This is a genomic window from Arthrobacter sp. Ld5, assembly GCF_051172775.1.
In the GTDB taxonomy this organism is placed as follows: Bacteria; Actinomycetota; Actinomycetes; order Actinomycetales; family Micrococcaceae; genus Arthrobacter_D.
In genome coordinates this window covers 85045-110060 of sequence record NZ_JBPKBO010000006.1, presented here as the reverse complement: position 1 = coordinate 110060, position 25016 = coordinate 85045, and the positions used below count along the sequence as shown (strand labels likewise).

General features: G+C 70.6%; 21 protein-coding genes, 1 tRNA gene and 1 pseudogene. 18 read left to right on the top strand and 5 right to left on the bottom strand.

The annotated features are described in order from the left end of the window. From ACSGDB_RS04130 to ACSGDB_RS04045, 18 genes and pseudogenes are all read left to right on the top strand, one after another. Positions 1–115: integrase core domain-containing protein (locus tag ACSGDB_RS04130; protein ID WP_434993089.1), on the top strand; the 115-nt coding region annotated here is incomplete at its 5' end. A 95-nt stretch (positions 116–210) separates the two neighbouring features. Beyond that, positions 211–1416 carry an amidohydrolase gene (locus tag ACSGDB_RS04125; protein WP_434993074.1) on the top strand — a complete coding sequence of 402 codons (1206 nt, stop codon included), beginning with the start codon at positions 211–213 and terminating at the stop codon, positions 1414–1416. A gap of 266 nt (positions 1417–1682) precedes the next feature. After that, the gene (locus tag ACSGDB_RS04120; RefSeq protein WP_434993072.1) at positions 1683–2795 is read left to right on the top strand and encodes a BMP family lipoprotein; all 1113 of its coding nucleotides are present in this window, start codon (positions 1683–1685) and stop codon (positions 2793–2795) included. Positions 2796–2968: 173 nt separating this feature from the next. Further along, positions 2969–4513, top strand: coding sequence for an ABC transporter ATP-binding protein (locus ACSGDB_RS04115; RefSeq protein ID WP_434993070.1), 1545 nt, complete (start codon positions 2969–2971; stop codon positions 4511–4513). Further along, positions 4510–5907 (top strand): ABC transporter permease, encoded by a 1398-nt coding sequence (locus ACSGDB_RS04110; protein WP_434993067.1) that lies wholly within the window; start codon positions 4510–4512, stop codon positions 5905–5907. The genes ACSGDB_RS04115 and ACSGDB_RS04110 overlap by 4 nt, the downstream gene beginning before the upstream one ends. Further along, on the top strand, positions 5904–7199 hold the full coding sequence (locus tag ACSGDB_RS04105) for an ABC transporter permease (RefSeq protein ID WP_434993064.1): 1296 nt from the start codon (positions 5904–5906) through the stop codon (positions 7197–7199). The genes ACSGDB_RS04110 and ACSGDB_RS04105 overlap by 4 nt, the downstream gene beginning before the upstream one ends. Before the next feature lie 11 nt (positions 7200–7210). After that, positions 7211–7618: a cytidine deaminase gene (locus tag ACSGDB_RS04100; RefSeq protein WP_434993061.1), complete on the top strand. Its 408-nt coding sequence runs from the start codon at positions 7211–7213 to the stop codon at positions 7616–7618. 64 nt (positions 7619–7682) lie between these two features. Continuing rightward, positions 7683–8969: a thymidine phosphorylase gene (locus ACSGDB_RS04095; RefSeq protein WP_434993059.1), complete on the top strand. Its 1287-nt coding sequence runs from the start codon at positions 7683–7685 to the stop codon at positions 8967–8969. Positions 8970–9068: 99 nt separating this feature from the next. Beyond that, the gene (locus tag ACSGDB_RS04090; RefSeq protein WP_434993058.1) at positions 9069–10217 is read left to right on the top strand and encodes an adenosine deaminase; all 1149 of its coding nucleotides are present in this window, start codon (positions 9069–9071) and stop codon (positions 10215–10217) included. Positions 10218–10225: 8 nt separating this feature from the next. Continuing rightward, complete coding sequence (locus ACSGDB_RS04085; RefSeq protein WP_434993057.1) at positions 10226–10954, top strand: MazG nucleotide pyrophosphohydrolase domain-containing protein; 729 nt, start codon at positions 10226–10228, stop codon at positions 10952–10954. A 168-nt stretch (positions 10955–11122) separates the two neighbouring features. Then, complete coding sequence (gene eno / locus ACSGDB_RS04080) at positions 11123–12403, top strand: phosphopyruvate hydratase (RefSeq protein WP_434993056.1); 1281 nt, start codon at positions 11123–11125, stop codon at positions 12401–12403. 85 nt (positions 12404–12488) lie between these two features. After that, the gene (locus ACSGDB_RS04075) at positions 12489–13337 is read left to right on the top strand and encodes a septum formation initiator family protein (RefSeq protein WP_434993053.1); all 849 of its coding nucleotides are present in this window, start codon (positions 12489–12491) and stop codon (positions 13335–13337) included. Positions 13338–13425: 88 nt separating this feature from the next. Continuing rightward, positions 13426–13923 (top strand): annotated as a pseudogene (locus ACSGDB_RS04070) (DUF501 domain-containing protein); the annotation flags it as partial. A 213-nt stretch (positions 13924–14136) separates the two neighbouring features. Next, positions 14137–15081: a Ppx/GppA phosphatase family protein gene (locus tag ACSGDB_RS04065; RefSeq protein ID WP_434993088.1), complete on the top strand. Its 945-nt coding sequence runs from the start codon at positions 14137–14139 to the stop codon at positions 15079–15081. A 4-nt stretch (positions 15082–15085) separates the two neighbouring features. Next, on the top strand, positions 15086–16525 hold the full coding sequence (locus tag ACSGDB_RS04060) for a S8 family serine peptidase (RefSeq protein WP_434993052.1): 1440 nt from the start codon (positions 15086–15088) through the stop codon (positions 16523–16525). 34 nt (positions 16526–16559) lie between these two features. Continuing rightward, a complete protein-coding gene (locus ACSGDB_RS04055; protein WP_434993050.1) occupies positions 16560–17999 on the top strand; it encodes an NAD(P)/FAD-dependent oxidoreductase in 1440 nt (479 codons plus the stop codon). Positions 18000–18106: 107 nt separating this feature from the next. After that, positions 18107–18179: transfer RNA gene (locus ACSGDB_RS04050), tRNA-Leu, on the top strand. Positions 18180–18398: 219 nt separating this feature from the next. Continuing rightward, a complete protein-coding gene (locus tag ACSGDB_RS04045) occupies positions 18399–19805 on the top strand; it encodes an ABC transporter substrate-binding protein (RefSeq protein ID WP_434993049.1) in 1407 nt (468 codons plus the stop codon). Positions 19806–19926: 121 nt separating this feature from the next. Here ACSGDB_RS04045 and ACSGDB_RS04040 read toward each other — a convergent pair whose 3' ends face one another. The 5 genes from ACSGDB_RS04040 to ACSGDB_RS04020 form a co-directional block, all read right to left on the bottom strand. Then, positions 19927–20637 (bottom strand): hypothetical protein, encoded by a 711-nt coding sequence (locus ACSGDB_RS04040; RefSeq protein WP_434993048.1) that lies wholly within the window; start codon positions 20635–20637, stop codon positions 19927–19929. 141 nt (positions 20638–20778) lie between these two features. Then, a complete protein-coding gene (locus ACSGDB_RS04035; protein ID WP_434993047.1) occupies positions 20779–21519 on the bottom strand; it encodes an ABC transporter ATP-binding protein in 741 nt (246 codons plus the stop codon). Continuing rightward, positions 21519–22505 carry an ABC transporter ATP-binding protein gene (locus tag ACSGDB_RS04030; RefSeq protein ID WP_434993085.1) on the bottom strand — a complete coding sequence of 329 codons (987 nt, stop codon included), beginning with the start codon at positions 22503–22505 and terminating at the stop codon, positions 21519–21521. Before ACSGDB_RS04030 ends, ACSGDB_RS04035 begins: the two co-directional genes overlap by 1 nt. 155 nt (positions 22506–22660) lie before the next feature. Further along, positions 22661–23641, bottom strand: coding sequence for a branched-chain amino acid ABC transporter permease (locus tag ACSGDB_RS04025; protein ID WP_434993045.1), 981 nt, complete (start codon positions 23639–23641; stop codon positions 22661–22663). Between the two features lie 9 nt (positions 23642–23650). Continuing rightward, the gene (locus ACSGDB_RS04020; protein WP_434993043.1) at positions 23651–24991 is read right to left on the bottom strand and encodes a branched-chain amino acid ABC transporter permease; all 1341 of its coding nucleotides are present in this window, start codon (positions 24989–24991) and stop codon (positions 23651–23653) included. Between the last annotated feature and the right edge of the window lie 25 nt (positions 24992–25016).

The following is a 25016-nucleotide window of genomic DNA, read 5'->3' as shown; positions in this document are numbered from 1 at the left end:
CACCAGCAGCGCTCACCGTCAAGCCGCCCTTGCACCCTGGCTCGAGCACTACAACACTGAACGTATCCACACCGGCATCGGAACCACACCCATCACCCGAGTGTCACCAACCTGACGGCTCAGTACATCTAGGAGCGCAAGCAGCCGGACGGAAACGGCGCGGCAGCAATGAGATGCCGTCCGGGCGGCGCCGGTCGGTAGGCTGGGGAGGTGGAAACGTTCAGCACCCAGAGCACCCCTGCCTCACGGGCCGGGGCAGTCCTCGACACACTGCTCGATGAGCTGACCGGTATCCGGCGGGACATCCACCGCCACCCCGAGCTCTCGTTCAAGGAACACCGCACCACCGACCTGCTCGTCGCCCGGCTCCGGCAGGCGGGGCTCGCCCCGCAGCGGCTGGCAGGCACCGGCGTCGTCGTCGACATCGGCCAGGGGCCGCTGCGCCTCGGCCTGCGGGCGGACATCGACGCCCTGCCGATCATCGAGGAGACGGGCCTGCCGTACGCGTCGGCGTCGACCGGCGTCACGCACGCCTGCGGCCACGACATCCACACGACGGTGATGCTGGGCGTCGCACTCGTCCTCGCCGGCCTCGATCGCGAGCAGCCCCTGCCCGGCACGGTACGGATCATCTTCCAGCCCGCCGAGGAGATGATGCCCGGCGGGGCGCTCGAGGTGATCGCCCAGGGCGCCCTCACCGGCCTGCCCCGGATCCTCGCGCTGCACTGCGACCCGCGGATCGACGTCGGCCTGGTCGGTACGCGCATCGGCGCCATCACGTCGGCGTCGGACACCATCCGCGTCGAGCTCAGCGGACGCGGCGGCCACACCTCACGCCCGCACCTCACCGAGGACCTCGTGTTCGCCCTGGCGTCCATCGCCGTGAACGTGCCGGCCGTGCTCTCCCGGCGGATCGACGTGCGCAGCGCCGTCTCCCTGGTGTGGGGGCAGATCCACGGCGGCTCCGCCCCCAACGCGATCCCGGCCCACGGCTACATGTCGGGGACGCTGCGCTGCCTCGACGCCGACGCCTGGAAGACGGCCGGCGAGCTGCTCGACCGCGCCGTCCGCGAGGTCGCTGCCCCGTTCGGCGTGACCGTGAAGCTGGAGCACACCCGCGGCGTGCCCCCCGTGGTCAACCAGGAAGCGGAGACCGGCCTGCTCGAGGCCGCGGCCCGCGCCGAACTCGGCCCCGGCGCCGTCGTACTGACACCGCAGTCCATGGGGGGCGAGGACTTCGCCTGGATGACCCAGGAGGTGCCCGGTGCCATGATGCGGCTGGGGACGCGCACTCCCGGCGGCGAGACCTACGACCTGCACCGCGGCGACTACCGGCCGGACGAGCGGGCCATCGGGTACGGCATCCGCGTCATGACCGCCGCGGCCCTCCGGACGGTGTTCGACGCCGACGCGTAGACCGCCGGGGCGGGGACGCCGTGCCGGGCGCCGCCGGGACGTGTGCTCAGGCCCCTGTGCATAACGAAATCCGAACGATCAGCACCCCCGGTGTGCCCGTGTAGTGTTCCCCGTCACTTGGCCCTTAGGATGTTCGCATACGTGCTGCACCGACGGTGTCGCGGCGCCACGGTCTTCCAGTGACAACAGAGCCTCGGATCAATCGTGACCGGGATGGACACTCGCTGGTATCCCTTCCCGTGGCGTATTTCTCTCCTGGAGGCATTTTGAAGAACTCACTGCGCAAAATCACGCGCGGCACCGGCCTGTCCGCGGCCGTCCTCGGCGTATCCGCCCTCGTCCTCTCCGGCTGCGGGGCCCCGCCGGCCGAGGAAGCGTCCGGCGGCGGCTCGAGCGCCGAGGCGAATTCCGACTACCTCGGCTGCATCGTCTCCGACTCCGGCGGATTCGACGACCGCTCGTTCAACCAGTCCAGCTACGAGGGCCTGAAGAAGGCCGAGGCGGACCTCGGCATCCAGATCAACCAGGCGGAGTCGCAGGCCGAGACCGATTTCGGCCCGAACGTCGACAGCATGGTCCAGGGCGGCTGCAACCTGACCGTCACCGTCGGCTTCCTGCTCGCCGACACCACCAAGGCCGCCGCCGAGCAGAACACCGAGGCGAAGTTCGCGATCGTCGACGACAACTCGATCGACCTGCCGAACGTCAAGCCCATCATCTACGACACGGCGCAGGCGGCGTTCCTGGCCGGCTACGCGGCGGCCGCGACGAGCGAGACCGGGAAGGTGGCGACCTTCGGTGGCATCAACATCCCCACCGTGACCATCTTCATGGACGGCTTCGCCGACGGCGTCGCGTACTTCAACGAGGAGACCGGCGAGGACGTCCAGCTCCTCGGCTGGGACAAGGAGAGCCAGAACGGCACCTTCGTGGGCAACTTCGAGGACCAGGCGGCCGGCAAGACCAACACGCAGAACTTCATCAACGAGGGCGCGGACATCATCATGCCCGTCGCCGGGCCGGTCGGCTCCGGCACGCTCGACGCCGTCATCGAGGCCAACGCGGGCGGCAAGGACGTCAAGGCCATCTGGGTCGACTCCGACGGCTACGAGACCGCGGGCAAGGGCGAGGAGTTCATCCTCACCTCCGTCATGAAGCTCATGGGCGACGCCGTCGAGGACGTCATCAGCACCGACGTCGAGGGCAACTTCGACAACACCCCGTACGTGGGCACCCTGGAGAACGGCGGCGTCGCGCTGGCGCCGTTCCACGACCAGGAGGCGAACGTCCCCGACGACCTGCAGGCGACGCTCGACGAGCTGAAGGACCAGATCATCTCGGGCGACATCACGGTCGAATCGGCCGCCAGCCCGAAGTAGTACGGCAGCGCACCAGGACCGCCTTCCTCCCGCGGGGTCACTCCGGGAGGAAGGCGGTTTGCGTTCCACGCCGGTCGGTGCACCGATGCCCCGCCCGGTATCCTTTCCGTGGCTTCCGCTCGAGACGCGTCGAGTCAGGACAAGACCAGAGAACAGAACAGGTTGGATGAGTTGTGAAACTCGAACTGATCGGCATCACGAAGCGCTTCGGATCGCTCGTCGCCAACGACTCCATCGACCTCGTCGTCGAACCGGGACAGGTGCACAGCCTGCTCGGTGAGAACGGGGCGGGGAAGTCGACGCTCATGAACGTGCTGTACGGACTGTACGACCCGACCGAGGGCCAGATCCTCGTCGACGACAAGCCCGTGACCTTCAAGGGCCCCGGGGACGCCATGGCCGCCGGGATCGGCATGGTGCACCAGCACTTCATGCTCGTCCCCGTCTTCACCGTTGCCGAGAACGTGGCCCTCGGCAACGAGGCCACGAAGGCGGCCGGGATGCTCGACCTCCAGAAGACGCGCACGCGGATCCGCCAGATCTCCGACCAGTACGGGTTCGACGTCGATCCCGATGCCGTGGTCGAGGACCTGCCGGTCGGCGTGCAGCAGCGCGTCGAGATCATCAAGGCCCTCGTGCGCGACGCCGAGGTACTGATCCTCGACGAGCCCACCGCGGTGCTGACGCCCAAGGAGACCGACGAACTGCTCGGCATCATGGGGCAGCTCAAGGGCGACGGGAAGTCCATCGTCTTCATCTCGCACAAGCTCCGGGAGGTCAAGGCCGTCTCCGACGTCATCACCGTCATCCGCCGCGGCAAGGTCGTCGGCACCGCCGACCCGGGGGCGTCGACCACGGAACTGGCGTCCCTCATGGTGGGGCGGTCGGTCAGCCTCACGCTCGACAAGCAGCCCGCGACCCCCGGCGAGGTGACCTTCACCGTTCGCGACCTCACGGTCCAGGCCGCCAACGGCCAGCGCGTCGTGGACGGACTCAGCTTCGAGGTGGCGCAGGGGGAGATCCTCGCCATCGCCGGCGTGCAGGGCAACGGGCAGACGGAACTCACCGAGGCCATCATGGGGCTCCAGGACCACGTCACCGGCTCCATCATGCTCCGCGGCGAGGAGCTCCTGGGCCGCAGCGTCAAGGACGTCATCCGCGCGGGCGTCGGGTTCGTCCCGGAGGACCGCAGCGTGGACGGGCTCGTCGGGACGTTCTCGGTCGCCGAGAACCTCGTCCTCAACCGCTACGACGACGCTCCCTTCGCCCGCGGCCTGTCCATGTCACCCGGCCTCATCGAGAAGAACGCCGAGGAGAAGATCGCGGAGTACGACATCCGCACGCAGTCCGCGGCCGCCGCAGCGGGAACGCTGTCCGGCGGGAACCAGCAGAAGGTGGTCATGGCCCGCGAGTTCTCGCGGCCGCTCGAACTGTTCATCGCCTCGCAGCCCACCCGCGGCGTCGACGTCGGATCCATCGAGTTCCTGCACCGGCGCATCCTCGCGGAGCGCGACGGCGGCACCCCCGTCATCATCGTCTCGACCGAGCTCGACGAGGTCCTGGAACTCGCCGACCGCATCGCCGTGCTGTACCGCGGACGCCTCATGGGCATCGTGCCCGGCGCGACCTCACGCGACGTCCTCGGCCTGATGATGGCCGGCATGCCCGGCGACGAAGCACTGGCCCAGGTACACGACGTTCAAGGAGGAAACCTGTGAGCCCGCAGGACGACAGGCCGGTCCCCCCGGCGACCGACGACGGCACCCGGCACAGCCGCCGGGAAGCGGACGAGGCCGCACGCCAGGACGAGGCGCGGCTCGAGAGCGAGGCCGAGACGGCAGGAGGGGAGCTGCCTCCTCCCCTCGTACCCCCCACCGCGTCCGACCTCAGCGGCGGACCCGCGCCGGAATCGACGCTCCTGCAGCGCGTGATGACCGGGAACGCGCTCGTCGCCTTCCTGTCCGTGGTCCTCTCCCTGGTCCTCGGCGGACTGCTCATCGCCGTCACCGACGAGAACGTGGCCCGGGCGTCGTCGTACTTCTTCAGCCGGCCCCAGGACACCCTGGCGGCGGCCTGGACGGCGGCGTCGGGCGCCTACATCGCGCTGTTCCAGGGCTCGGTCTTCAACTTCCAGGGCGAGACCTTCACCCGGATGATCTACCCCCTGACGCAGACGCTGACGGTGGCCACGCCGCTCATCTGCGCGGGCCTGGGCGTGGCGCTCGCCTTCCGTGCCGGCCTCTTCAACATCGGTGCGCAGGGCCAGATCCTCATCGGGGCGACCTTCGCGGGCTGGGTCGGCTTCACGCTCGACCTCCCGGTCGGCATCCACCTGCTCCTGGTGGTCCTCGCCGGCATGATCGGCGGTGCGATCTGGGCAGGGATCGTCGGCGTCCTCAAGGCGCGCACCGGCGCGCACGAGGTCATCCTGACCATCATGTTCAACTACATCGCCGTGAACCTGGTGCTCTACCTGCTGAGCACCCCGGCGTTCCAGCGGCCGGGGTCCACGAACCCGATCAGCCCCCAGCTCGAGGCGACGGCGCTCTACCCGCCGCTGCTCGGTGCGGGGTTCCGCCTGCACTGGGGCTTCGTCGTCGCCGTGCTGGCGACCGTGTTCGTGGCGTGGCTGCTCAACCGCTCGACGGTCGGCTTCGAGCTGCGTGCCATCGGCGCCAACTCGAAGGCCGCGCGCACCGCGGGCATCAACGTGAGCAGGGGCTACGTCCTGGCGATGGCCATCGCCGGTGCCCTCGCGGGGCTCGCGGGCGTGGCACAGGTCTCCGGCACCGAGAAGGTGCTGACCTCGGGCGTCGCGGCGAGCTTCGGCTTCGACGCGATCACCGTCGCCCTGCTCGGGCGCTCCACACCGTGGGGCACCTTCGCGGCCGGCATCCTGTTCGGCGCGTTCCGGGCCGGAGGCGTGACCATGCAGGCGTCGACCGGCACCAGCATCGACATCGTCCTCGTGGTGCAGTCGCTCATCGTCCTCTTCATCGCAGCGCCGCCGCTCGTCCGCGCGCTGTTCCGCCTCCCCGCACCCGGCGCCCCCCGCGCCGGCAAGGGCGGCTCCACGACCCGCACGCCAGCCTCGACCGGAGCAGCAGCATGAGCACAGCAACCACCGACGCGCCCGCCCGGGGCGCCCGCGACGCCGGCGACACCGGAGTGCGCAGCTGGAAGACACCGATCATCCTCGCCGTCGTCGCGCTCTTCTCCCTCCTGGTCTTCGCCGTCGGCGCCCCGGGCAACGACGTCACATTCCGCCTCTCGCAGGACGGCGACGCGATCGTCCTGCCCCCGATCGTGGTGTCGGCGCCGGTCATCGGCTGGATCACCGCCCTCGGGATGATCGCCCTCACCGTGGTCGCCTTCCTGCGGACGCGGTCCGGCCGGACGGTGCCCACCTGGGTGCCGGCCGTGTTCGCCCTCCTGTTCCTCGTCGCCTTCCTGACCTGGGTGGTGGGCAGCGCCCGCACTCCGAACGTCGCCCTGTACGGCCTGCTCGCGGGGTCGGTGGCCCTCGCGGTCCCGCTCATCTTCGGTTCGCTCTCGGGCATCCTGTGCGAGCGCTCCGGCGTCGTCAACATCGCCATCGAGGGGCAGCTGCTGTTCGGGGCCTTCGCGGCCGCGGTCGCGGCGTCGCTGTCCGGCAACGCGTTCGTCGGCCTCATCGCCGCGGCCGTCGCCGGCGTCCTCGTCTCGCTCGTCCTCGCGGTCTTCAGCATCCGCTACGTCGTGAACCAGGTGATCGTCGGCGTCGTGCTGAACGTGCTGGTCTCCGGGCTCACCGGGTTCCTGTTCTCCGCCGTCCTCACCGAGGACCCGGAACGGTGGAACTCGCCGCCCCGCCTGCCGATCATCGAGATCCCGCTGCTCTCGGACCTCCCGGTGATCGGGCCGATCCTCTTCGAGCAGACCATCGTCGGCTACCTGATGTACGTGGCGGTCGCCGTCATCTACGTGGCGCTGTTCCACTCCCGCTGGGGCCTGCGGACGCGCGCGGTCGGGGAACACCCGAAGGCGGCCGACACCCTGGGCGTCAACGTGAACCGGATGCGTTTCAGGAACGTGCTGCTCGCCGGTGTCGTGGCCGGGATCGGCGGGTCCTTCTTCACGCTCGTCGCCGTCTCCGGCTTCGGGCGCGACATGACGGCCGGCGCGGGCTACATCGCCCTGGCGGCCATGATCTTCGGCCGGTGGAACCCGATCGGGGCGTTCTTCGCCGCGCTGCTGTTCGGTTTCGCCACCAACCTGTCCAACGTCCTCAGCCTGCTCGGCACCCCGGTGCCCGACCAGTTCCTGCGCATGCTGCCCTACGTGGTGACGGTCTTCGCCGTCGCCGGTCTCGTGGGCCGCTCGAGGGCGCCGGGAGCCAGCGGCATCCCGTACATCAAGGGCTAGGAGCACCCGCCATGACCGAGACACCGAGCCAGGCCGGGATCCCCTGGGACCGACTCACGGCCGCCGCGACGGAGGCGATGAGGAAGGCCTACGTGCCCTACTCGACGTTCCCCGTCGGGGCGGCGGCCCTCCTCGACGACGGCCGGATCGTGTCCGGCTGCAACGTGGAGAACGCGTCCTACGGGCTGACGCTGTGCGCGGAGTGCGCGCTCGTCAGTGCGATCGCCATGAGCGGCGGAGGGCGGATCCGCGCCTTCAGCTGCGTGGACGGCGACGGCAACACCCTCATGCCGTGCGGGCGCTGCCGCCAGCTGCTGTACGAGTTCCGGGCACCCGACATGGTGCTCCTGACCGTCAGCGGCATCCGCACCATGGACGAGGTCCTGCCGGACGCCTTCGGGCCCCAGCACCTCGCCTGAGCGCCCGCCGGCCCTCCCCGACGACCACCTCCCCCTTTCCCCCGATCAGATCCGAGGATCCTCCATGACCGAAGCCTTCGACGCCGTCGACATCATCCGCATCAAGCGCGACCGCGGCACCCTCTCGCCCGAGCAGATCGACTGGACCATCGACGCGTACACGCGCGGCGCCATCGCCGACGAGCAGATGGCCGCGCTCAACATGGCGATCCTCCTCAACGGCATGGACCGGGCCGAGATCTCGCGCTGGACGGCCGCGATGATCGCCTCGGGCGAGCGGATGGACTTCTCCTCGCTCGGCCGCCCGACGAGCGACAAGCACTCGACCGGTGGGGTGGGGGACAAGATCACCCTGCCGCTGGCGCCCCTGGTCGCCGTGTTCGGCGTCGCCGTGCCGCAGCTGTCCGGCCGGGGCCTCGGGCACACCGGCGGGACCCTGGACAAGCTCGAGTCCATCCCCGGCTGGCAGGCGCACCTCAGCAACGAGGACATGCTGCGCCAGCTCGCCGAGGTGGGCGCCGTCATCTGCGCGGCCGGCACGGGCCTGGCGCCCGCCGACAAGAAGCTCTACGCGCTGCGCGACGTGACCGGCACCGTCGAGGCCATCCCCCTCATCGCGTCCTCGATCATGAGCAAGAAGATCGCGGAGGGCACCGGCTCGCTCGTGCTCGACGTCAAGGTGGGCAGCGGTGCGTTCATGAAGGACGAGGCCCGCGCCCGCGAGCTCGCCGAGACCATGGTGGCGCTCGGGAAGGACGCCGGCGTGAACACCGTGGCGCTCCTGACCGACATGAGCACCCCGCTCGGTCTCACCGCCGGCAACGCCATCGAGGTCGAGGAGTCCGTCGAGGTCCTCGCCGGCGGGGGCCCGTCCGACGTCGTCGAGCTCACCGTCCGCCTCGCCGAGGAGATGCTCGCCTGCGCCGGCGTGCACGACGCCGATCCCGCGGCGGCCCTGAAGGACGGCCGCGCCATGGACGTGTGGAACAGGATGATCGAGGCCCAGGGCGGCGACCCCCGCGCGGCCCTGCCGGTCGCGAAGGAGTCCGAGGTGGTCCTCGCCCCGGCCGACGGCGTGCTCGTGGGCCTGGACGCGCTCGCGGTCGGGGTCGCCGCATGGCGCCTCGGCGCCGGCCGCGCCCGCAAGGAGGACCAGGTGCAGGCGGGGGCCGGCGTGCGCCTGCACGCGAAGCCCGGGGCAACGGTGCGTGCGGGGGAGCCGCTGATGACGCTGCTCACCGACACCCCGGGCCGGTTCGACCGGGCACGCGAGGCACTCGCGGACGCCGTCGTGATCGTGCCCGAGGGATCCCGCCCGGCACAGCGGCTCATCATCGACCGCATCGCCTAGGCAGGTGGGGTCCGCACCGGTGCAGACCCCACCCGTGCAGACCCCACCCGTGCGGACCCCGCCGGTGGACGCCGAGGCGGATCGCGTAGGCTTGGCAGCGTGACCCAGACCCAGAACGACGACGCTGCCATCGACATCCGGACCCTCCCCAAGGTCTCCCTCCACGACCACCTCGACGGAGGGCTGCGCCCGGCCACCATCCTCGAGCTCGCCGCCGCGATCGGCCACGAGCTGCCGGCGTCCGACGCCGAGTCGCTCGGCGCATGGTTCCGCGACTCGGCGGACTCCGGGTCCCTCGAGCGCTACCTCGAGACCTTCGATCACACGATCGCCGTCATGCAGACCCGGGACGGGCTCGTCCGGGTGGCCCGGGAATTCGTCGAGGACCTCGCCCTCGACGGCGTCGTCTACGGAGAGGTCCGCTGGGCCCCCGAACAGCACACGCAGCAGGGCCTGAGCCTCGACGAGGCCGTCGAGGCCGTGCAGGAGGGGCTCGAGGCGGGTGCCGCCGCGGCCCTCGCCGCCGGCCGTGTCATCCAGGTGGGCCAGCTCATCACCGCGATGCGGCACGCCGACCGCGGCCAGGAGATCGCCGAGCTCGCACTCCGCCACCGCGACCGCGGGGCCGTGGGCTTCGACATCGCCGGTGCGGAGAACGGCTTCCCGGCGTCCCGCTTCGCCGACGCCTTCACCTTCCTCGCCTCCGAGCAGTTCCCCGTGACCGTGCACGCCGGAGAGGCGGCCGGCCTGGACAGCATCCGGGACGCACTCGTCGCGGGCCGCGCCCTGCGCCTCGGCCACGGCGTCCGCATCGCCGAGGACATCGAGATCGAGGAGTCGGAGGACGAGCAGGCGTCGGACGGCGAGGAGGTCGGCATCGCGAACCTCGGCCTCGTCGCCTCGTGGGTACGGGACCGCGGCATCCCGCTCGAGCTGTGCCCGTCCTCCAACCTGCAGACCGGGGCCATCGAGGCCTTCGGCTCCACGATCGACGCGCACCCCTTCGACCTGCTGTACCAGCTGGGCTTCAAGGTCACCGTGAACACCGACAACCGGCTCATGAGCGGGGTCACCCTGACCGGTGAGTTCGAACTGCTCGTCGACACCTTCGGCTACGACCTCGGCGACCTCCTCGAGCTGACGCTCAACGCCGTCGACGCCGCGTTCCTGCCGCTCGAGGACCGCGAGGCCCTCGCCGAGTACGTGGCGCAGCGGTTCGACCACGCCGCCGGGCTGGCCTCCGCCTGAACCCGCCCGTGACGGACACGGCAGGAGTATCCGGCACCGCGCCCGGGAACGCTCCGGGCGCGGCGATGGAACGCCTCGTGGAGGTGGTCGAGCACCTGCGCCACCGCTGCCCGTGGACGGCGGCCCTGGATCATGCGGCGCTGCTCGAGTACCTCGTGGAGGAGACGTACGAGCTCTACGAGGCGGTCGACGACGTCGCCCGCGGCGGGGCGCGGGACCGCGCACTCGTCGACGAGCTGCGCGGTGGTCTCGGCGACGTCCTGTTCCAGGTGGTCCTCCACTCCCAGCTCCAGGCGGAGGAGGGATCCTTCGGGTTCGCGGAGGTCGCGGCCGGGCTGACCGACAAGCTGGTGCGCCGGAACCCGCACGTCTTCGCGGCGGACGGGAGCCTCCGGACCGCGACGCCCGCGGACGGGACCGACCCGACGCCGCCCCCGGTCGACGGGATCGTTGCGGCGTGGCAGGCCGCGAAGGCGCAGGAGCGGCCCGCGCGCACCTCGCCGTTCGACGGCATCCCGCACCACCTCCCCGCGCTGGCCTTCGCCGCCAAGACCCTCGGGCGCGCGGGGGAGGGCCGGCCGGAACCGGGTGCCGGGCGGAGGGCCGGGAGCGACGGCGAGCTCGGCCTCGAACTGCTCGCCCTGGTCCGCCGGGCGGTCGGTGCGGGCATCGACCCGGAACGGGCACTGCGCCGCGCGGTGCTGGACTACCAGCGGGACGCCCTCGACGGCGCGTGAGCCCCGGGCGCGGCCGCCGGCGGACGTCACAATCCGCGGCGGGTACGGCGTGCGCCGGACGCACGTGAACTAGGCTGGGAGCAACACCTCCGTTGCCTGACGAAGACGTCCCAACCAGATGTGACCCCTACACTCCAACGAAACACTCCAACGAAGAGGAGCTATTCCATGGCCATTATCGATGCCATCCACGCGAGGGAGATCCTCGACTCCCGCGGAAACCCCACGGTCGAGGTCGAGGTCCTGCTCGACGACGACACCTTCGGCCGCGCCGCCGTCCCCTCCGGCGCATCCACCGGTGCGTTCGAAGCGAACGAGCGCCGTGACGGCGAGAAGGACCGCTACCTCGGGAAGGGCGTCCTGCAGGCCGTCGAAGCCGTGATCGAGCAGATCCAGCCGGCCCTCCTCGGGTTCGACGCCGCCGACCAGCGCGCGATCGACCAGGCGATGATCGACCTGGACGGCACCGAGAACAAGTCCAACCTGGGCGCCAACGCGATGCTCGGCGTGTCCCTCGCCATCGCGCGCGCCGCCGCCGAGTCCTCCACCCTGCCGCTCTACCGCTACCTCGGCGGCCCGAACGCGCACATGCTGCCCGTTCCCCTCATGAACATCCTCAACGGCGGGTCGCACGCCGACTCCGACGTCGACATCCAGGAGTTCATGATCGTGCCGCTCGGCGCACAGACCTACTCCGAGGGCCTCCGCTGGGGCGTCGAGGTGTACCACGAGCTGAAGTCGGTCCTGAAGGAGAAGGGCCTCGCCACCGGCCTCGGCGACGAGGGCGGCTTCGCCCCGAACCTGCCGTCCAACCGCGACGCACTGGACCTCATCACCACCGCCATCGAGCGCGCGGGCTACACGCCCGGCACCGACATCGCGTTCGCGCTCGACGTCGCCGCGTCCGAGTTCTACAAGGACGGCGCCTACCAGTTCGAGGGCAAGTCCCTCAGCACCCAGGAGATGAGCGCCTACTACGAGGAGCTCGTCCGCGACTACCCGCTCGTCTCCATCGAGGACCCCCTCGACGAGGACGACTGGGAAGGCTGGAAGCACCTCACCGAGTCCCTCGGCGACAAGGTGCAGATCGTCGGCGACGACCTCTTCGTCACGAACCCCACGCGCCTGGCCAAGGGGATCTCCACCGGGACGGCGAACTCGCTCCTGGTCAAGGTCAATCAGATCGGCACGCTGACCGAGACGCTCGACGCCATCTCGATGGCCCAGCGCGCCGGCTACACCACGATCACCTCGCACCGCTCCGGCGAGACGGAGGACACCACGATCGCCGACATCTGCGTGGCGACCAACGCGGGCCAGATCAAGACCGGCGCACCCGCCCGGAGCGAGCGCGTCGCGAAATACAACCAGCTGCTCCGCATCGAGGAGGAGCTCGACGACGCCGCACGCTACGCCGGACGCAGCGCCTTCCCGCGTTTCACGGCCTAGTTGATCCGCAGATGATCGAGAGGGCGGTTACCCTCGTTAGACGGGTCCAGCGAGGCCCACGCGACAGCACTTGACGAGGAGCTCCATGACCGTCCGCCGCCCCAACGTGCCGCGAGCCGGCCGCCCGACGCCGGCGGCGGAGGAGCGGCCGGCCTCCGGTGCGTCCAAGGGCCAGCCGGCCCACGGCTCCCGGGCCACCGGGCCGGCCGCGCCGACCGGATCCGGCGCGGGCCCGCGGGGTTCCGGCCACGCCCCGGCGACGTCCCGGCCCGCCGGGTCCCCGCCGCGGAAGCCTGCGGCCCCCCGCGCTGCGGGTCCGTCGGCGACGAAGGACCCGCGCGCCACGCAGGGATCCGGTGCCGCGACGACCCCCGCCACCGCAGGGGCCTCCGGCACGACGTCGGCCCGTCCACCACGCACGAAGAGCGCCGGGCCGGCGTCGGCCTCCGCGGCCAGGGCCGCGGAACGGTCCCAGCTGGCCGGCAGCATCCGGCGCGGGCGGCTCGGGTCCCGGCGGGCGGAGTCGGTCATCGAGCCGGCCGAGGAAGCCACGCCCATCCCCGCGAAGGCGTTCTCGGGGCGCCTGCTGGCCCTCGCCGTCGTCCTCGTCGCCGTGATCGTGCTGCTGGCGCCGTCGGTGAGCCGGTACCTGCAGCAGCAGACCGAGCTCGAGGCCCTCCGGGCGGACATCGCCCGGCAGGAGCAGCAGCAGGCGGACTACAGGTCCGAACTCGCCCGCTGGGACGATCCCGCCTTCGTGAAGCAGCAGGCCCGCGAACGGATCTTCCTCGTGATGCCGGGTGAGACCCGCTATCTCGTCAAGGGCGGCGACGGCATCGAGGAGAGCACGGGGGAGGGGTCGGCCGCCGAGCCCGCGGACCTGCCCTGGGTGGACTCCCTGTGGAACTCCGTCGCCCGCGCGGCGACGGACTGAGCGACACGGCCACGCCACCGCGGCGGGGCCCTGTCGGAGGGGTGCTGCGTCCCACCGCACGCCCGCTGCGCAACAAGGAAGGAACAGCGTGACCGAGCACGACCAGCACGATCCCCTCGAGGACCGCCGGGTGACGGATCACCGGACCCCGAGCGGGCGCGACCTCGATGTCCTCAGCCGCCAGCTGGGACGTCCCGTCCGCGACGTCGTGGAGATCGGCGCCCGGTGCGTCTGCGGGAATCCGCTCGTCGCCACCACGGCGCCGCGGCTGTCCAACGGCATCCCGTTCCCCACCACCTACTACCTCACGCACCCCGTCGTCACGGCGGCGGTCTCCCGCCTCGAGGCCGACGGCGTGATGACCCGGATGAGCGAGCGGCTCGCCGAGGACCCGGAGCTCGCCTCCCGCTACCGGGAAGCGCACCTCGCGTACCTGGCGGCGCGAGACGCCGTCGGGGAGCGCGCCGGCACGGGCCCGGTCCCCGAGATCGACGGCGTCTCCGCCGGGGGGATGCCCACCCGTGTCAAGTGCCTGCACGTACTCGTGGGCCACGCCCTCGCGGCCGGCCCCGGCGTGAACCCGCTCGGCGACGAAGCCATCGGCGGCATCGCCGCGTGGTGGACACCGGATCGCTGCTCCTGCGACGGAGCCTGGGACACCACGGGCCAGGCGCCGCACGCCGACCTCAGCCGACACACCCGGACCCAGGGGCTCAGCCCCGAGGAGCTCGAGGCCAAGCGCGCGGCACGCCGCCGTGGAGCGGGCGACGGGACCACGACCCCCCAGCGAGGAGACGCCATGCGCACCGCTGCCATCGACTGCGGCACCAACTCGATCCGCCTGCTGATCGCCGACGTCCAGGACGGCGAGCTCACCGACGTCGTGCGCCTGATGCGCGTGGTGCGCCTCGGGGAGGGCGTCGACGCCACCGGACGCCTGTCCGACGCCGCCCTCGGGCGCACCTTCGCGGCGGCCGAGGAGTACGCGGCGCTGATCGCGGAGCACGGGAGCCCCCCGATGCGGTTCGTGGCGACGTCGGCCTCGCGGGACGCCGAGAACCGGCAGGACTTCGTGGACGGCATCCGGGCGCGCCTGGGCGTGGAGCCGGAGGTCGTCACCGGGGACGAGGAGGCGCGTCTGTCCTTCGACGGTGCCGTCAGCGTGCTCGCGACGGAGGAGGACGAGACCGTCCTCGTGGTCGACCTCGGCGGCGGCAGCACGGAATTCGTCGCGGGCACGGCCCGGGGGCTCGTCGGAGCGCTGAGCACGGACATGGGCTGCGTGCGCTTCACGGAGCGCTTCCTCCGGGACGACCCGCCCTCCGAGGACCAGATCACGGCGATGACCGCCGAGGTCCGGCGCCTCATCGACCGGGCGGCGGACGAGGTGCCGCTGGAGAGCGTCACGAAGATCGTCGGCGTGGCCGGCACCGTGACCACGGTGACCGCGCACGCCCTCGACCTGCCCGAGTACCAGCCCGCCCGCATCCACGGGGCGGAACTGCCGATCGCGGCGGTCTCCGCCGCGGCCTCGGACCTCCTCCACCGATCGAGGGAGGCCCGCGCGGCGCTGCCCTACATGCATCCCGGCCGGGTGGACGTCATCGGCGCCGGGGCGCTGATCTGGGCGACCATCCTCGAGCGCGTGGGGGCCCTGACCGGCGGACGGGTGGCCACCGCGATCTCGAGCGAGCACGACATCCTGGACGGCATCGCGCTGAGCGTCGCCCGGCTGGGCTCGTGAGCTGATGCCCATGCCACGCCGCGCGGTCCCCCGGACGGGAACAGCCCTCGTCGTCGCCCTCCCCGTCCTGCTCCCGGCGGCGCTGCCCGCCGCGGCCGACCAGGTGCGCCCCAAGGAGTACTGGCTGGAGGACTACGGCATCGCCGAGGCGTGGAAGACCACGCAGGGCGAGGGCGTGACGGTCGCCGTGATCGACAGCGGCGTGGATGCGGCCCACCCGGACCTCGTCGGCGCCGTCGTCGGCGGGACGGACGCCTCGGGTGCCGGGGACCCCGGTGGGCTGCGCGGCATCGGCGAGGTGCCCAGCCACGGGACGCTGGTCAGCACCCTCCTGGCCGGCCGCGGCCACACTGCCGCGGAGCAGCCGGAGGCCCCCGAGCCGTCCCCGGGGACCACCGCCGAGGCGGCACCGCCGGCGGAGGACACCCCGTTCTCCCAGTACGGGGAAGGGCCCGACGGCATCGTCGGCGTGGCGCCGAAGGCCGACCTGCTGGCGGTGTCCGTCTGGATCGAGGGACCGAACGGCGGCCCCAACCCGGCCGGCATCTCCGTCGACGAACAGGTGCCCGACGCCGTCCGCTGGGCCGTGGACAACGGGGCGGACGTCATCAACATGTCCCTCGGCAGCACCAGCACGGCGTGGCCCGAGAGCTGGGACGACGCCTTCCTCCACGCGGAGCAGAACGACGTCGTGATCGTCGCCGCGGCCGGCAACCGGGCGGGCGGACTGACACAGGTCGGCGCCCCCGCGACGATCCCGGGCGTCCTCGCCGTCGCCGGCCTCGACCGGTCCGGCACGGCCAGCGACGAGGCCTCCAGCGAAGGCATCAGCATCGCGGTCGCGGCGCCGTCCGAGAACCTCGTCGGAGGCCTCCCCGGCGGGTTCTACGCCGACTGGTCCGGGACGTCCGGCGCGGCGCCCCTCGTCTCCGGCGTGGCGGCCCTGATCCGGTCGCGCTACCCGGAACTCTCGGCCGCGCAGGTCGTCAACCGCATCGTGGATACGGCGAAGGACGCCGGCGCCCCGGGCTTCGACACCCTGTACGGCTACGGGGTCCTGGACGTGGCCGCCGCCGTGGGCAGCGACATCTCCGTGCCGGAGGAGAACCGGCTGGGCAGCATGGCCGAGTGGATCGAGCTCTACCGGCGGGGAGGCCAGACGCCGGCACCGGCTCCCGTTCCCCCGAGCCTGCCGGCGCCGGAGGTGATTCCCGCCCCGCCCGCCCCGCAGGCGGAGGATCCGCTCGTCTCGGTCCACACCGCCCCGGCCGTGGTGGTGCTCGGATTCGGGAGCGTGATGCTGGCCCTGATCGTCGGGGGAGCCCTGCACCTCGCCCGCGTGCGGCGCAGGACGGCGTCCGGGGAGCTGCCGGTCGGCGACGGGCGGGAGCCCGCGACCGACGACCGCGCCCCGGGAGGGGCTCAGGGGCCCCCTCCGAGCTAGTGAAGATTTTCACAAAGTCCGGTAGCATCGAGGGATGGCATCGAACCCACACTTCTCTGATCGCCCACGCATCCTCGTCGTCGGCGGTGGCTACGTCGGCCTCTACGTAGCGCACAGGCTCCAGAAAAAGGTCAAGGACCACGGCGGCATCGTGACGCTCGTGGATCCCCTGCCCTACATGACCTACCAGCCGTTCCTCCCCGAGGTCGCGGCAGGAAGCATCGAGCCGCGCCACGCCATCGTGTCGCACCGCAAGCACCTGAAGAAGACCGAGCTCATCTCGGGCAAGGTCACGTCGATCGACCACGCGGGCCGCACCGCGACGATCGCCCCCTCGGGCGGCGGGGAGTCCTTCGAGCTCGGCTACACGGACGTCGTCGTCGCCGCGGGCTCCATCACGCGCACGTTCCCGATCGACGGCCTGAAGGACCAGGGCATCGGCCTGAAGACGATCGAGGAGGCCGTCGCCCTCCGCGACCGCATGCTCGAGCGCATCGAGACCGGCTCCGTCCTCCCCGCGGGCCCCGAGCGGGACCGCGCCCTCACCTTCGTGGTCGTCGGCGGTGGCTTCGCCGGCATCGAGACCATCACCGAGATGGAGGACGCCGCCCGCGACGCCGTCAAGACCAACCCGCGCCTCGACCGGAGCGATCTGCGCTTCGTCCTGGTCGAGGCCATGGGCCGCATCATGCCCGAGGTCACGGCCGAGCAGGCCGAGTGGGTCGTCGAGCACCTCCGTTCACGCGAGATCGACGTCCTCCTCAACACCTCGCTCGCCAGTGCCGTGGACGGCACCCTCAAGCTCATCAACATGCCGGACAAGACGCCGGCCGACCAGTTCGAGACCGACACCCTCATCTGGACCGCCGGCGTGCAGGCCAATCCCGTGGTCCGTTCCACGGACTTCCCGGTCGACGAGCGCGGCCGCGTCCGCGCCTCGGCGGACCTGCGCATCACCGGCGACGACGGGCCCATCGAGCACGCCTGGACCGCGGGCGACGTCGCGGCCGTGCCCGACCTCACGGGCGGCGGCGTGGGCGGCTTCTGCGTCCCCAACGCCCAGCACGCTGTCCGCCAGGCCAAGCTGCTGGCCGCCAACATCCTCGCCGCGAACTACGGCGTGGACGAGGTCAAGGAATACCGCCACACCAACCTGGGCGCCGTCGCCGGCTTCGGCCAGTTCAAGGGCGTCGCCAACATCATGGGCTTCGGCATGAAGGGCTTCCCGGCCTGGCTCGCGCACCGTGGCTACCACGGCTTCGCGATGCCCATGTACGAGCGCAAGGCCCGCGTCATCGTCAACTGGAGCATGAGCTTCCTGTTCGGCCGGGACCTCGCCCCGCTGTCGGACCTGCAGACCCCGCAGCGCCAGTTCCGCGAGGCGGCCACCCCGCCGCCGAAGAAGGACCCCGCGCTGCAGAGCACGCCGCCCGCATCGGCGGGCAAGGCGGCGTCGGCGAAGGCGTCCGCCTGAGCCCTGCGGCACCCGTAGGCCGAACGACGGCGACCCCACCGGGTCGCCGTCGTTCTGCGTTCCCGGCACCGGCGCACCCGGCCCGCGATAGGCTGGAGCGTCGGCCGGCCCCAGTAGCCCAATGGCAGAGGCAGCAGACTTAAAATCTGTTCAGTCAGGGTTCGAGTCCCTGCTGGGGCACTTTTCCGCGCGAGGCACTCCGTTGCGCGCCGATCGGCAGAATACTGACGAATGCCACCTGTCAAGAGCGGGATCTCCCGCTTGTGACGAGCGTTACAAGGATGTAACCCGATCCCCTTATCTCGGACACGAAATTGGATTAGCTTTTCCCATAGGCCAGGAACACCTGGCAACACGCATCAAAGGCAATGAGAGCCTTTCGGTCGAGGAGACTAATTCATGACTGCAACACGCAACTACGCGCGTTTCGGCATTGGGGAGAACGCCCCGCGCGCTGCGAAGATCGCCGCCCTGAGCCTGGGCGTCGCGCTCTTCGCCTCCGGCTGCGGCGGTGGCGGGACGACGGGGTCCGAAGGCGACGGCGGCGACAGCGGCAGCACGGAGACCACGGCGGCTGCCGGCGGATCCGCGCTGGCCTGCCCCGAGAGCGAGGGCGGCGCCGGCGAGGAGCAGGGCGAGAAGGGTGATCCCGCGGCCGTACCCGCCAGCGAGACCACGAGCCCCCAGCCGCTGAAGCTCGGCTCCATCCTCCCGACCACCGGAACGCTCGCGTTCCTCGGCCCGCCGGAGATCGCGGGCGTCAACCTCGCCGTGGAGGAAGTCAACGCCGCAGGCGGCGTGCTGGGGCAGGACATCTCGATCACGCACCGCGATTCCGGCGACACCACCACCGACATCGCGACCCAGTCCGTAACGGACCTCCTGTCCCAGGACGTCAGCGCCATCATCGGTGCCGCATCCTCGGGCGTCTCGAAGACCGTCATCAACCAGATCACGGGCGCCGGCGTCGTGCAGTTCTCGCCCGCCAACACCTCCCCGGAGTTCACGACCTGGGACGACAAGGGCCTGTACTTCCGCACCGCTCCCTCGGACGTTCTCCAGGGACGCACGCTCGGCAACTACATCATGGAGTGCGGTGCACAGACCGTCGGCATGATCACGCTGAACGACTCCTACGGCACCGGCCTGCAGAGCAACATCCAGGAGGTCATCGAGGGTGCGGGCGGGCAGGTCGTCGCCAACGAGATGTTCAACACCGGCGACTCCCAGTTCTCCAGCCAGGTCGACGCCGTCGCCGCGGCGAATCCCGACGCGATCGTGCTGATCAGCTTCGACGAGGCCAAGAGCATCGTGCCGCTGCTGGTCGCCAAGGGCATCGACCCGAGCAGCCTGTTCATGGTGGACGGCAACACGTCCGACTACAGCGCGGACCTCGATCCGGGCACCCTCGAAGGAGCACAGGGCACCATCCCCGGCCCCTTCACCGGGACGGGCTTCCAGGAAGCACTGGCCACGGTCGATCCCAACCTGAACAGCTACGCCTACGCGGGTGAGAGCTACGACGCCGTGAATCTCATCTCGCTCGCCTCCGAGGCGGCCGGCAGCGTCGAGGGCGCGGCGATCGCCGAGCAGCTCGAAGCGGTGTCGAAGGACGGCACCAAGTGCTTCGACTTCGCCGGCTGCGTGACGCTCCTGCGTGAGGGCGAGGACATCGACTACGACGGCATCTCCGGTCCTGTCTCCTTCGACGAGAACGGTGATCCCACCGAGGCGGCCATCGGTATCTACAAGTACGACGCCGACAACAAGCCGCAGCCGAGCCGGTCCGAGGTCGGCCAGCTGTAGCCACGGTCCGGGGCTACCCGGACAGGCGGACGCAACGGACAAGGCCCCGGCCGCCCTTCTTCGGAAGGCGCGACCGGGGCCTTGTGCTGTCCGTCGCTCCGGGACGGGGCCGGCGCACGGATCAGCCGTCGCCCGGCCGGCGGCGGGCGAGTGCGTAGGAGGGCTCGCGCACCCGGCGCGCCCACTCGTACGTCGCGGCCCCTGCAAGGGGATGGAGGACGGCGTCGAAGCGGAGGTCCCTCTCCTCCGCGTCCGGGCTCAGGGACAGTGTGAGGGTGCCGAAGTGCTGCCAGGGCCCGACGGGCGTCGCGCAGTAGAAGCCGAGCTGCCAGGCGGAGGAGGCGAGGGCGTGCTCCAGCGCACGGAGCGACGCGGGGAGCCCGGCGGGACCGAGCGTGCGCGCACCGAGCAGGACCGGGCCGTGGTCGCCCCGGTAGGGCATCATCGTGCTGAACGGCGTCCGTGAGATCCCGAGCCTCGGCATGAGCACGAAGCGGCCCGGAAAGGACCATCCGGTCGAGGAGAGCAGGACGTCGGAGAACGTCGACGGCCCCGGTCCGTCCGCGGGGTGATGGAACCGTGCCGCCAGCCCCAGGATGTCCGGCAGCCCGTCCGGGGTCCCCACCGAGCGGGAGACGCGGGCCGTCGCGGGGGACCGGCCCGGCTGGTCGATCCAGGCGATGCCGCTGCGCAGGCCGTGCTCGTGGACCACGACGGTCCCGTCGAGCCGCAGGCCGCGGGCGTGGATGGGACGGTGCGGCCGGATCCGCCGGATGCCCCGGAACATGCCCTCGAATCCCGCGCCGATCGCGCCGCTGATCCGTCCCGCCATGCGCCGTCCCCCGTCAAAAGCTCCTGCCCTGCTCGTCCTGCCCACGGTAGCGGGGTACGGACAGCAGAGGGCGGAACCGGTGGTGGTTCCGCCCTCGCTTGCCTTCGGCGCCGGGATCGTGCCCGGTGTCGGGCACGTCACTCAGGCCGTGTCGGCCAGGGTGCCGAGGTACAGCTGGATGACCTTCGGATCCTTCATCAGCTCGCGGCCGGTCCCCGTGTAGGCGTCCCTGCCCTGGTCCAGCACGTAGGCGCGGTCGCAGATCTGCAGGCAGCGGCGTGCGTTCTGCTCCACCATGATCACCGAGACCCCGGCCCGGTTGATCTCGTGGACGCGCAGGAACGTCTCGTCCTGCTTCACGGGCGAGAGACCCGCGGAGGGCTCGTCCAGCAGGAGCACGGCGGGATCCATCATCAGGGCACGGCCCATCGCCACCATCTGGCGCTCACCGCCGGAGAGCGATCCGGCACGCTGCGCCCGGCGCTTCGCGAGTTCCGGGAAGAGGCTCGACACGAAGTCGAAACGCTCCTTGAAGTCCTTGGGCCTCTGGTACATGCCCATCTGGAGGTTCTCCTCGATGGTCAGGGTGGAGAACACGTTGTTGTTCTGCGGGACGAACCCGACGCCCAGGCTGACCAGCTTGTTCGCCTTCAGCCCCGTGAGGTCCTGTCCGCGGACGATGACCGTGCCGGAATGCACCTTCACGAGACCGAACATCGCCTTGAGCAGCGTCGACTTGCCGGCACCGTTGGGGCCGATGATCCCGATGAGCTCACCGCGGCGGGCCTCGATGCTGCACCCGTTGAGGATGTTCACGCCCGGCAGGTAGCCTGCGACGAGATCGGTGACCTTGACGACGGAGTCGCCCTCGAACTCAGCCATTACTTCGTCTCCTCATCCTTGTGCACGGGGTGTGCCGTGTGCGGCTCGCCGCCGAGCTCGACGACGCCGTGGCCGAGAAGCCCCTCGTCCTCGGTGCCGATGACCGACTCCTCGTCGTGGGCGAGCTCCGCCTCGAGGCGTTCGATGCCCTCGGCGTCACCGAGGTCCACGTCGTGGTGGGCGCCGAGATAGGCGTCGATCACGGCCTGGTCCTTCATGACGACGGCGGGGGGACCCTCCGCGACGACCTTGCCCTCGGCCATGACCACGACCCAGTCGGCGATGTGGCGGACCATCTGCATGTCGTGCTCGACGAACAGGACGGTCATGCCCTCCGCCTTCAGGTTCTTGATGTGTTCCAGCAGCGACTGCGTGAGCGCCGGATTGACGCCGGCCATCGGCTCGTCGAGCATCACGAGCCGCGGACGGACCATGAGGGCCCGCGCCATCTCGAGGAGCTTGCGCTGGCCGCCGGAGAGGGACGCCGCATAGTCGTCGCGCTTGGTGTCGAGCTTGAACTTCTCCAGCAGCACCTCGGCCTGCCGCGTGATCTCGCGTTCCCTCCCGCCCCAGATGCCCTTGAACAGGGCCCGTGCGAGGCTCTCGCCGGGCTGGTCCGCCGCGCCGAGGCGCATGTTCTCCATGACGGTGAGCTTGCCCATGACCTTCGTGAGCTGGAACGTACGCACCATGCCCATCCGTGCCACCCTGTGCGAGGCGACCTTCGCGAGCGGCTTGCCGTCGAACTCCCAGTCGCCGCTGTTCGGCGTGTCGAACCCGGTGAGCAGGTTGAACAGCGTCGTCTTGCCGGCACCGTTGGGGCCGATCAGCGCCGTGATCTTGTGCCGCGGGATCTCGAGGTGCTCGACGTCGACGGCGTTGATGCCGCCGAAGCTGCGGGTCACCTTCCGGGCGACGACGATGGGGTCGCGTTTGCTGCACCCCGGCCCGGTCTCACCGCTGGCGATGGGCGCCGAGTCCGTCATGTAGTCCTGGCCCGCCGGGGCTGCGCCGGCGGCCGAACCGCCCTCGGCGGCGGTGCCCGGGCCGGCCGCGGCGTGGGCGCCGGACGCGGCCGGAGCGCCGTCGTCGGGAGTGGTCCGCGGATCGTTGTCGTTGTGGTTCCCGCTCTGGTTGCCGGTCATGCGAACGCCAGCTCCTTCTTGTTGCCCAGGACGCCCTGCGGCCTGAAGATCATGAGCAGCATCAGGGCCACACCCACGAGGATGTAGCGCAGCTGACCCGCCTGTGAGTTGGTCAGGAACGTGATGGCGCCGACCTCGATCAGCCCGTAGAGGATGCCCTGCGTCAGTGAGAGCACCACCCAGAAGATCATCGCTCCGACCACCGGTCCGAGGACCGTGGCCATGCCGCCGAGGAGGAGGCAGGTGTAGAGGAAGAACGTCAGTTCCGTCGCGTAGTTCGCGGGCTGGACGGCGCCGCGCGGCAGCGTGAAGATGATGCCCGCGATCGACCCGAGGACGCCGCCGATGATGAGCGCCTGCATCTTGTAGGCGTACACGTTCTTGCCGAGCGAGCGCACGGCGTTCTCGTCCTCCCGGATGCCCTTCAGCACGCGGCCCCAGGGGCTGCGCATGAGGAGCCAGACGAGCAGGCACGCGATGGTGACGACGGTCCAGGCCACCACGCGGATCCACAGATCGCGCTCGTTCATGCCGAGCGGACCGATGTTGTACCTCCCCTGGGGGAAGGGGTTGAGCGCGAAGAAGCCGCCCTCGAAGGCTGCGAGCCCGTTGGCCGAGCCGGTGATGTTCGTGAGTCCGTTGGTGGTCACGATGTAGCGGACGATCTCGGCCGCCGCGATGGTCACGATGGCCAGGTAGTCCGCCCGCAGGCGCAGCGTGGGTATGCCGAGGATGATCGCGAAGAGCACGGAGGCGACGACGGCCACGAGCACGGCCACCGGGAGCGGTGCACCGAAGGTGAGGGTGGAGATGGCGTAGCCGTACGCCCCGACGGCCATGAAACCGGCCTGCCCGAAGTTCAGGAGGCCCGAGTAGCCGAAATGCACGGCGAGCCCGAGTGCCGCGAGGGCGTACGCCGCCGTGGTGGGGCTGACCATCTCGCCGAAGGCGTTGATGAGGATGTTTCCGAAGTCCATGAAGAGCCCCTAACCTATGCGCTCGCGGCGACCGAGGATGCCCTGTGGCCGGAAGAGGAGCACGAGAATCAGAATGAGCAGCGCCCCGACGTACTTGAGGTCTGCCTCCAGCCAGATCGTGGAGATCTCCACGAACAGGCCGACGATGATGGAGCCGATGAGCGCGCCGAAGACCGTGCCCAGGCCGCCGAGCGTGACGCCGGCGAAGATGAGCAGCAGGATCTGCTGGCCCATGTTGTAGGACACCCCGGGCCGGTAGTAGGCCCACAGGATCCCGCCGAGGGCGGCGAGCATCCCGCCGACGACCCAGACGATCCTGATGACGCGGTCCACGTCGATGCCCGACGCGGCGGCGAGGGCGGGATTGTCCGCGACGGCGCGGGTGGCCTTGCCGATGCGGGTGCGCAGGAGCAGGAAGGCGACGATGAGGATGATCACGAGGCTGACGATCAGCGAGATCAGGTTGTTCCGGGAGATGGACACCGAACCGAGGGTGATGATCTCGCTCTGCGATCCCGGCAGCTGCTGGGTGGCTCCGCCGAAGAAGAACTGGATGATGTACCGCAGCGCGAGGGCGAGGCCGATGCTCACGATCATCATGGGGACCAGGCCGGTGCCGCGGCGCCGGAGGGGTTTCCAGAGGCCGGCGTCCTGGACGTAACCGAGGAGGCCGCCGCCGACGACCGCCAGGACGATCGCCGCGGCGATCGGGATCCCTGCGGCGGAGAAGGCGAACGCGAGGACCGCGCCGACTGTCACCATCTCGCCGTGCGCGAAGTTGGTGAGGCCCGTGGTGCCGAAGATCAGGGAGAGCCCGACGGCGCTCAGTGCCAGGAGGAGGCCGAAGCTGAAACCGGCGAGGGCGCGTTCGGCCAGGGTGTCGAGGAAGGACGCCTGCTGAGACACGATGCCCTCGCCGAACAGGAAGAGGGTGGTGGCGCTGGACGTGTTGGCGAAGGTCACCTGGCGCGGATTCTCCTGGCCCTCCGCGAGGGCGATCCCCTCGGGGAGGGTGTCCTCGTCGACCTCCACCTCGTAGGTCCCCTGCTCCGGGACGCCGATGCTCCACGCGCCGTTGGGTCCGGACGTGGCCTCGCCTTCGAAGCCGTTGCCCTTCGCGGTGACCGTGACATCGGCGATGGGTCCGTCGGCTCCACGGAGCACGCCGCCGATCCGGTAGTCGAAGTCCTGGGCCTGGACGGAGGAGGCAGTGTGCGTCTGATGCACCGCGGGGGCGGACGACTGCAGGGACGCCTGCGCGGCAGGGGCGCCGAGCAGCACGAGCGTCAGGAGGCCGAGCAGCAGGAGCAGCGACCTCCTGATCCGTGCAGGCGTGGGCAGGGTGATCAAGATGGGAACCTCCACGGTGGGGGCA

Bases quoted from the DNA above. Each gene is read 5' to 3' on its own strand.
- ACSGDB_RS04100 (WP_434993061.1), top strand. From the start codon at position 7,211: ATGACCGAGACACCGAGCCAGGCCGGGATCCCCTGGGACCGACTCACG.
- eno (WP_434993056.1), top strand. From the start codon at position 11,123: ATGGCCATTATCGATGCCATCCACGCGAGGGAGATCCTCGACTCCCGC.
- ACSGDB_RS04105 (WP_434993064.1), top strand. From the start codon at position 5,904: ATGAGCACAGCAACCACCGACGCGCCCGCCCGGGGCGCCCGCGACGCC.
- ACSGDB_RS04035 (WP_434993047.1), bottom strand. From the start codon at position 21,519: ATGGCTGAGTTCGAGGGCGACTCCGTCGTCAAGGTCACCGATCTCGTC.
- ACSGDB_RS04065 (WP_434993088.1), top strand. From the start codon at position 14,137: ATGCGCACCGCTGCCATCGACTGCGGCACCAACTCGATCCGCCTGCTG.
- ACSGDB_RS04040 (WP_434993048.1), bottom strand. From the start codon at position 20,637: ATGGCGGGACGGATCAGCGGCGCGATCGGCGCGGGATTCGAGGGCATG.
- ACSGDB_RS04055 (WP_434993050.1), top strand. From the start codon at position 16,560: ATGGCATCGAACCCACACTTCTCTGATCGCCCACGCATCCTCGTCGTC.
- ACSGDB_RS04075 (WP_434993053.1), top strand. From the start codon at position 12,489: ATGACCGTCCGCCGCCCCAACGTGCCGCGAGCCGGCCGCCCGACGCCG.
- ACSGDB_RS04060 (WP_434993052.1), top strand. From the start codon at position 15,086: ATGCCCATGCCACGCCGCGCGGTCCCCCGGACGGGAACAGCCCTCGTC.
- ACSGDB_RS04045 (WP_434993049.1), top strand. From the start codon at position 18,399: ATGACTGCAACACGCAACTACGCGCGTTTCGGCATTGGGGAGAACGCC.
- ACSGDB_RS04030 (WP_434993085.1), bottom strand. From the start codon at position 22,505: ATGACGGACTCGGCGCCCATCGCCAGCGGTGAGACCGGGCCGGGGTGC.
- ACSGDB_RS04095 (WP_434993059.1), top strand. From the start codon at position 7,683: ATGACCGAAGCCTTCGACGCCGTCGACATCATCCGCATCAAGCGCGAC.
- ACSGDB_RS04025 (WP_434993045.1), bottom strand. From the start codon at position 23,641: ATGGACTTCGGAAACATCCTCATCAACGCCTTCGGCGAGATGGTCAGC.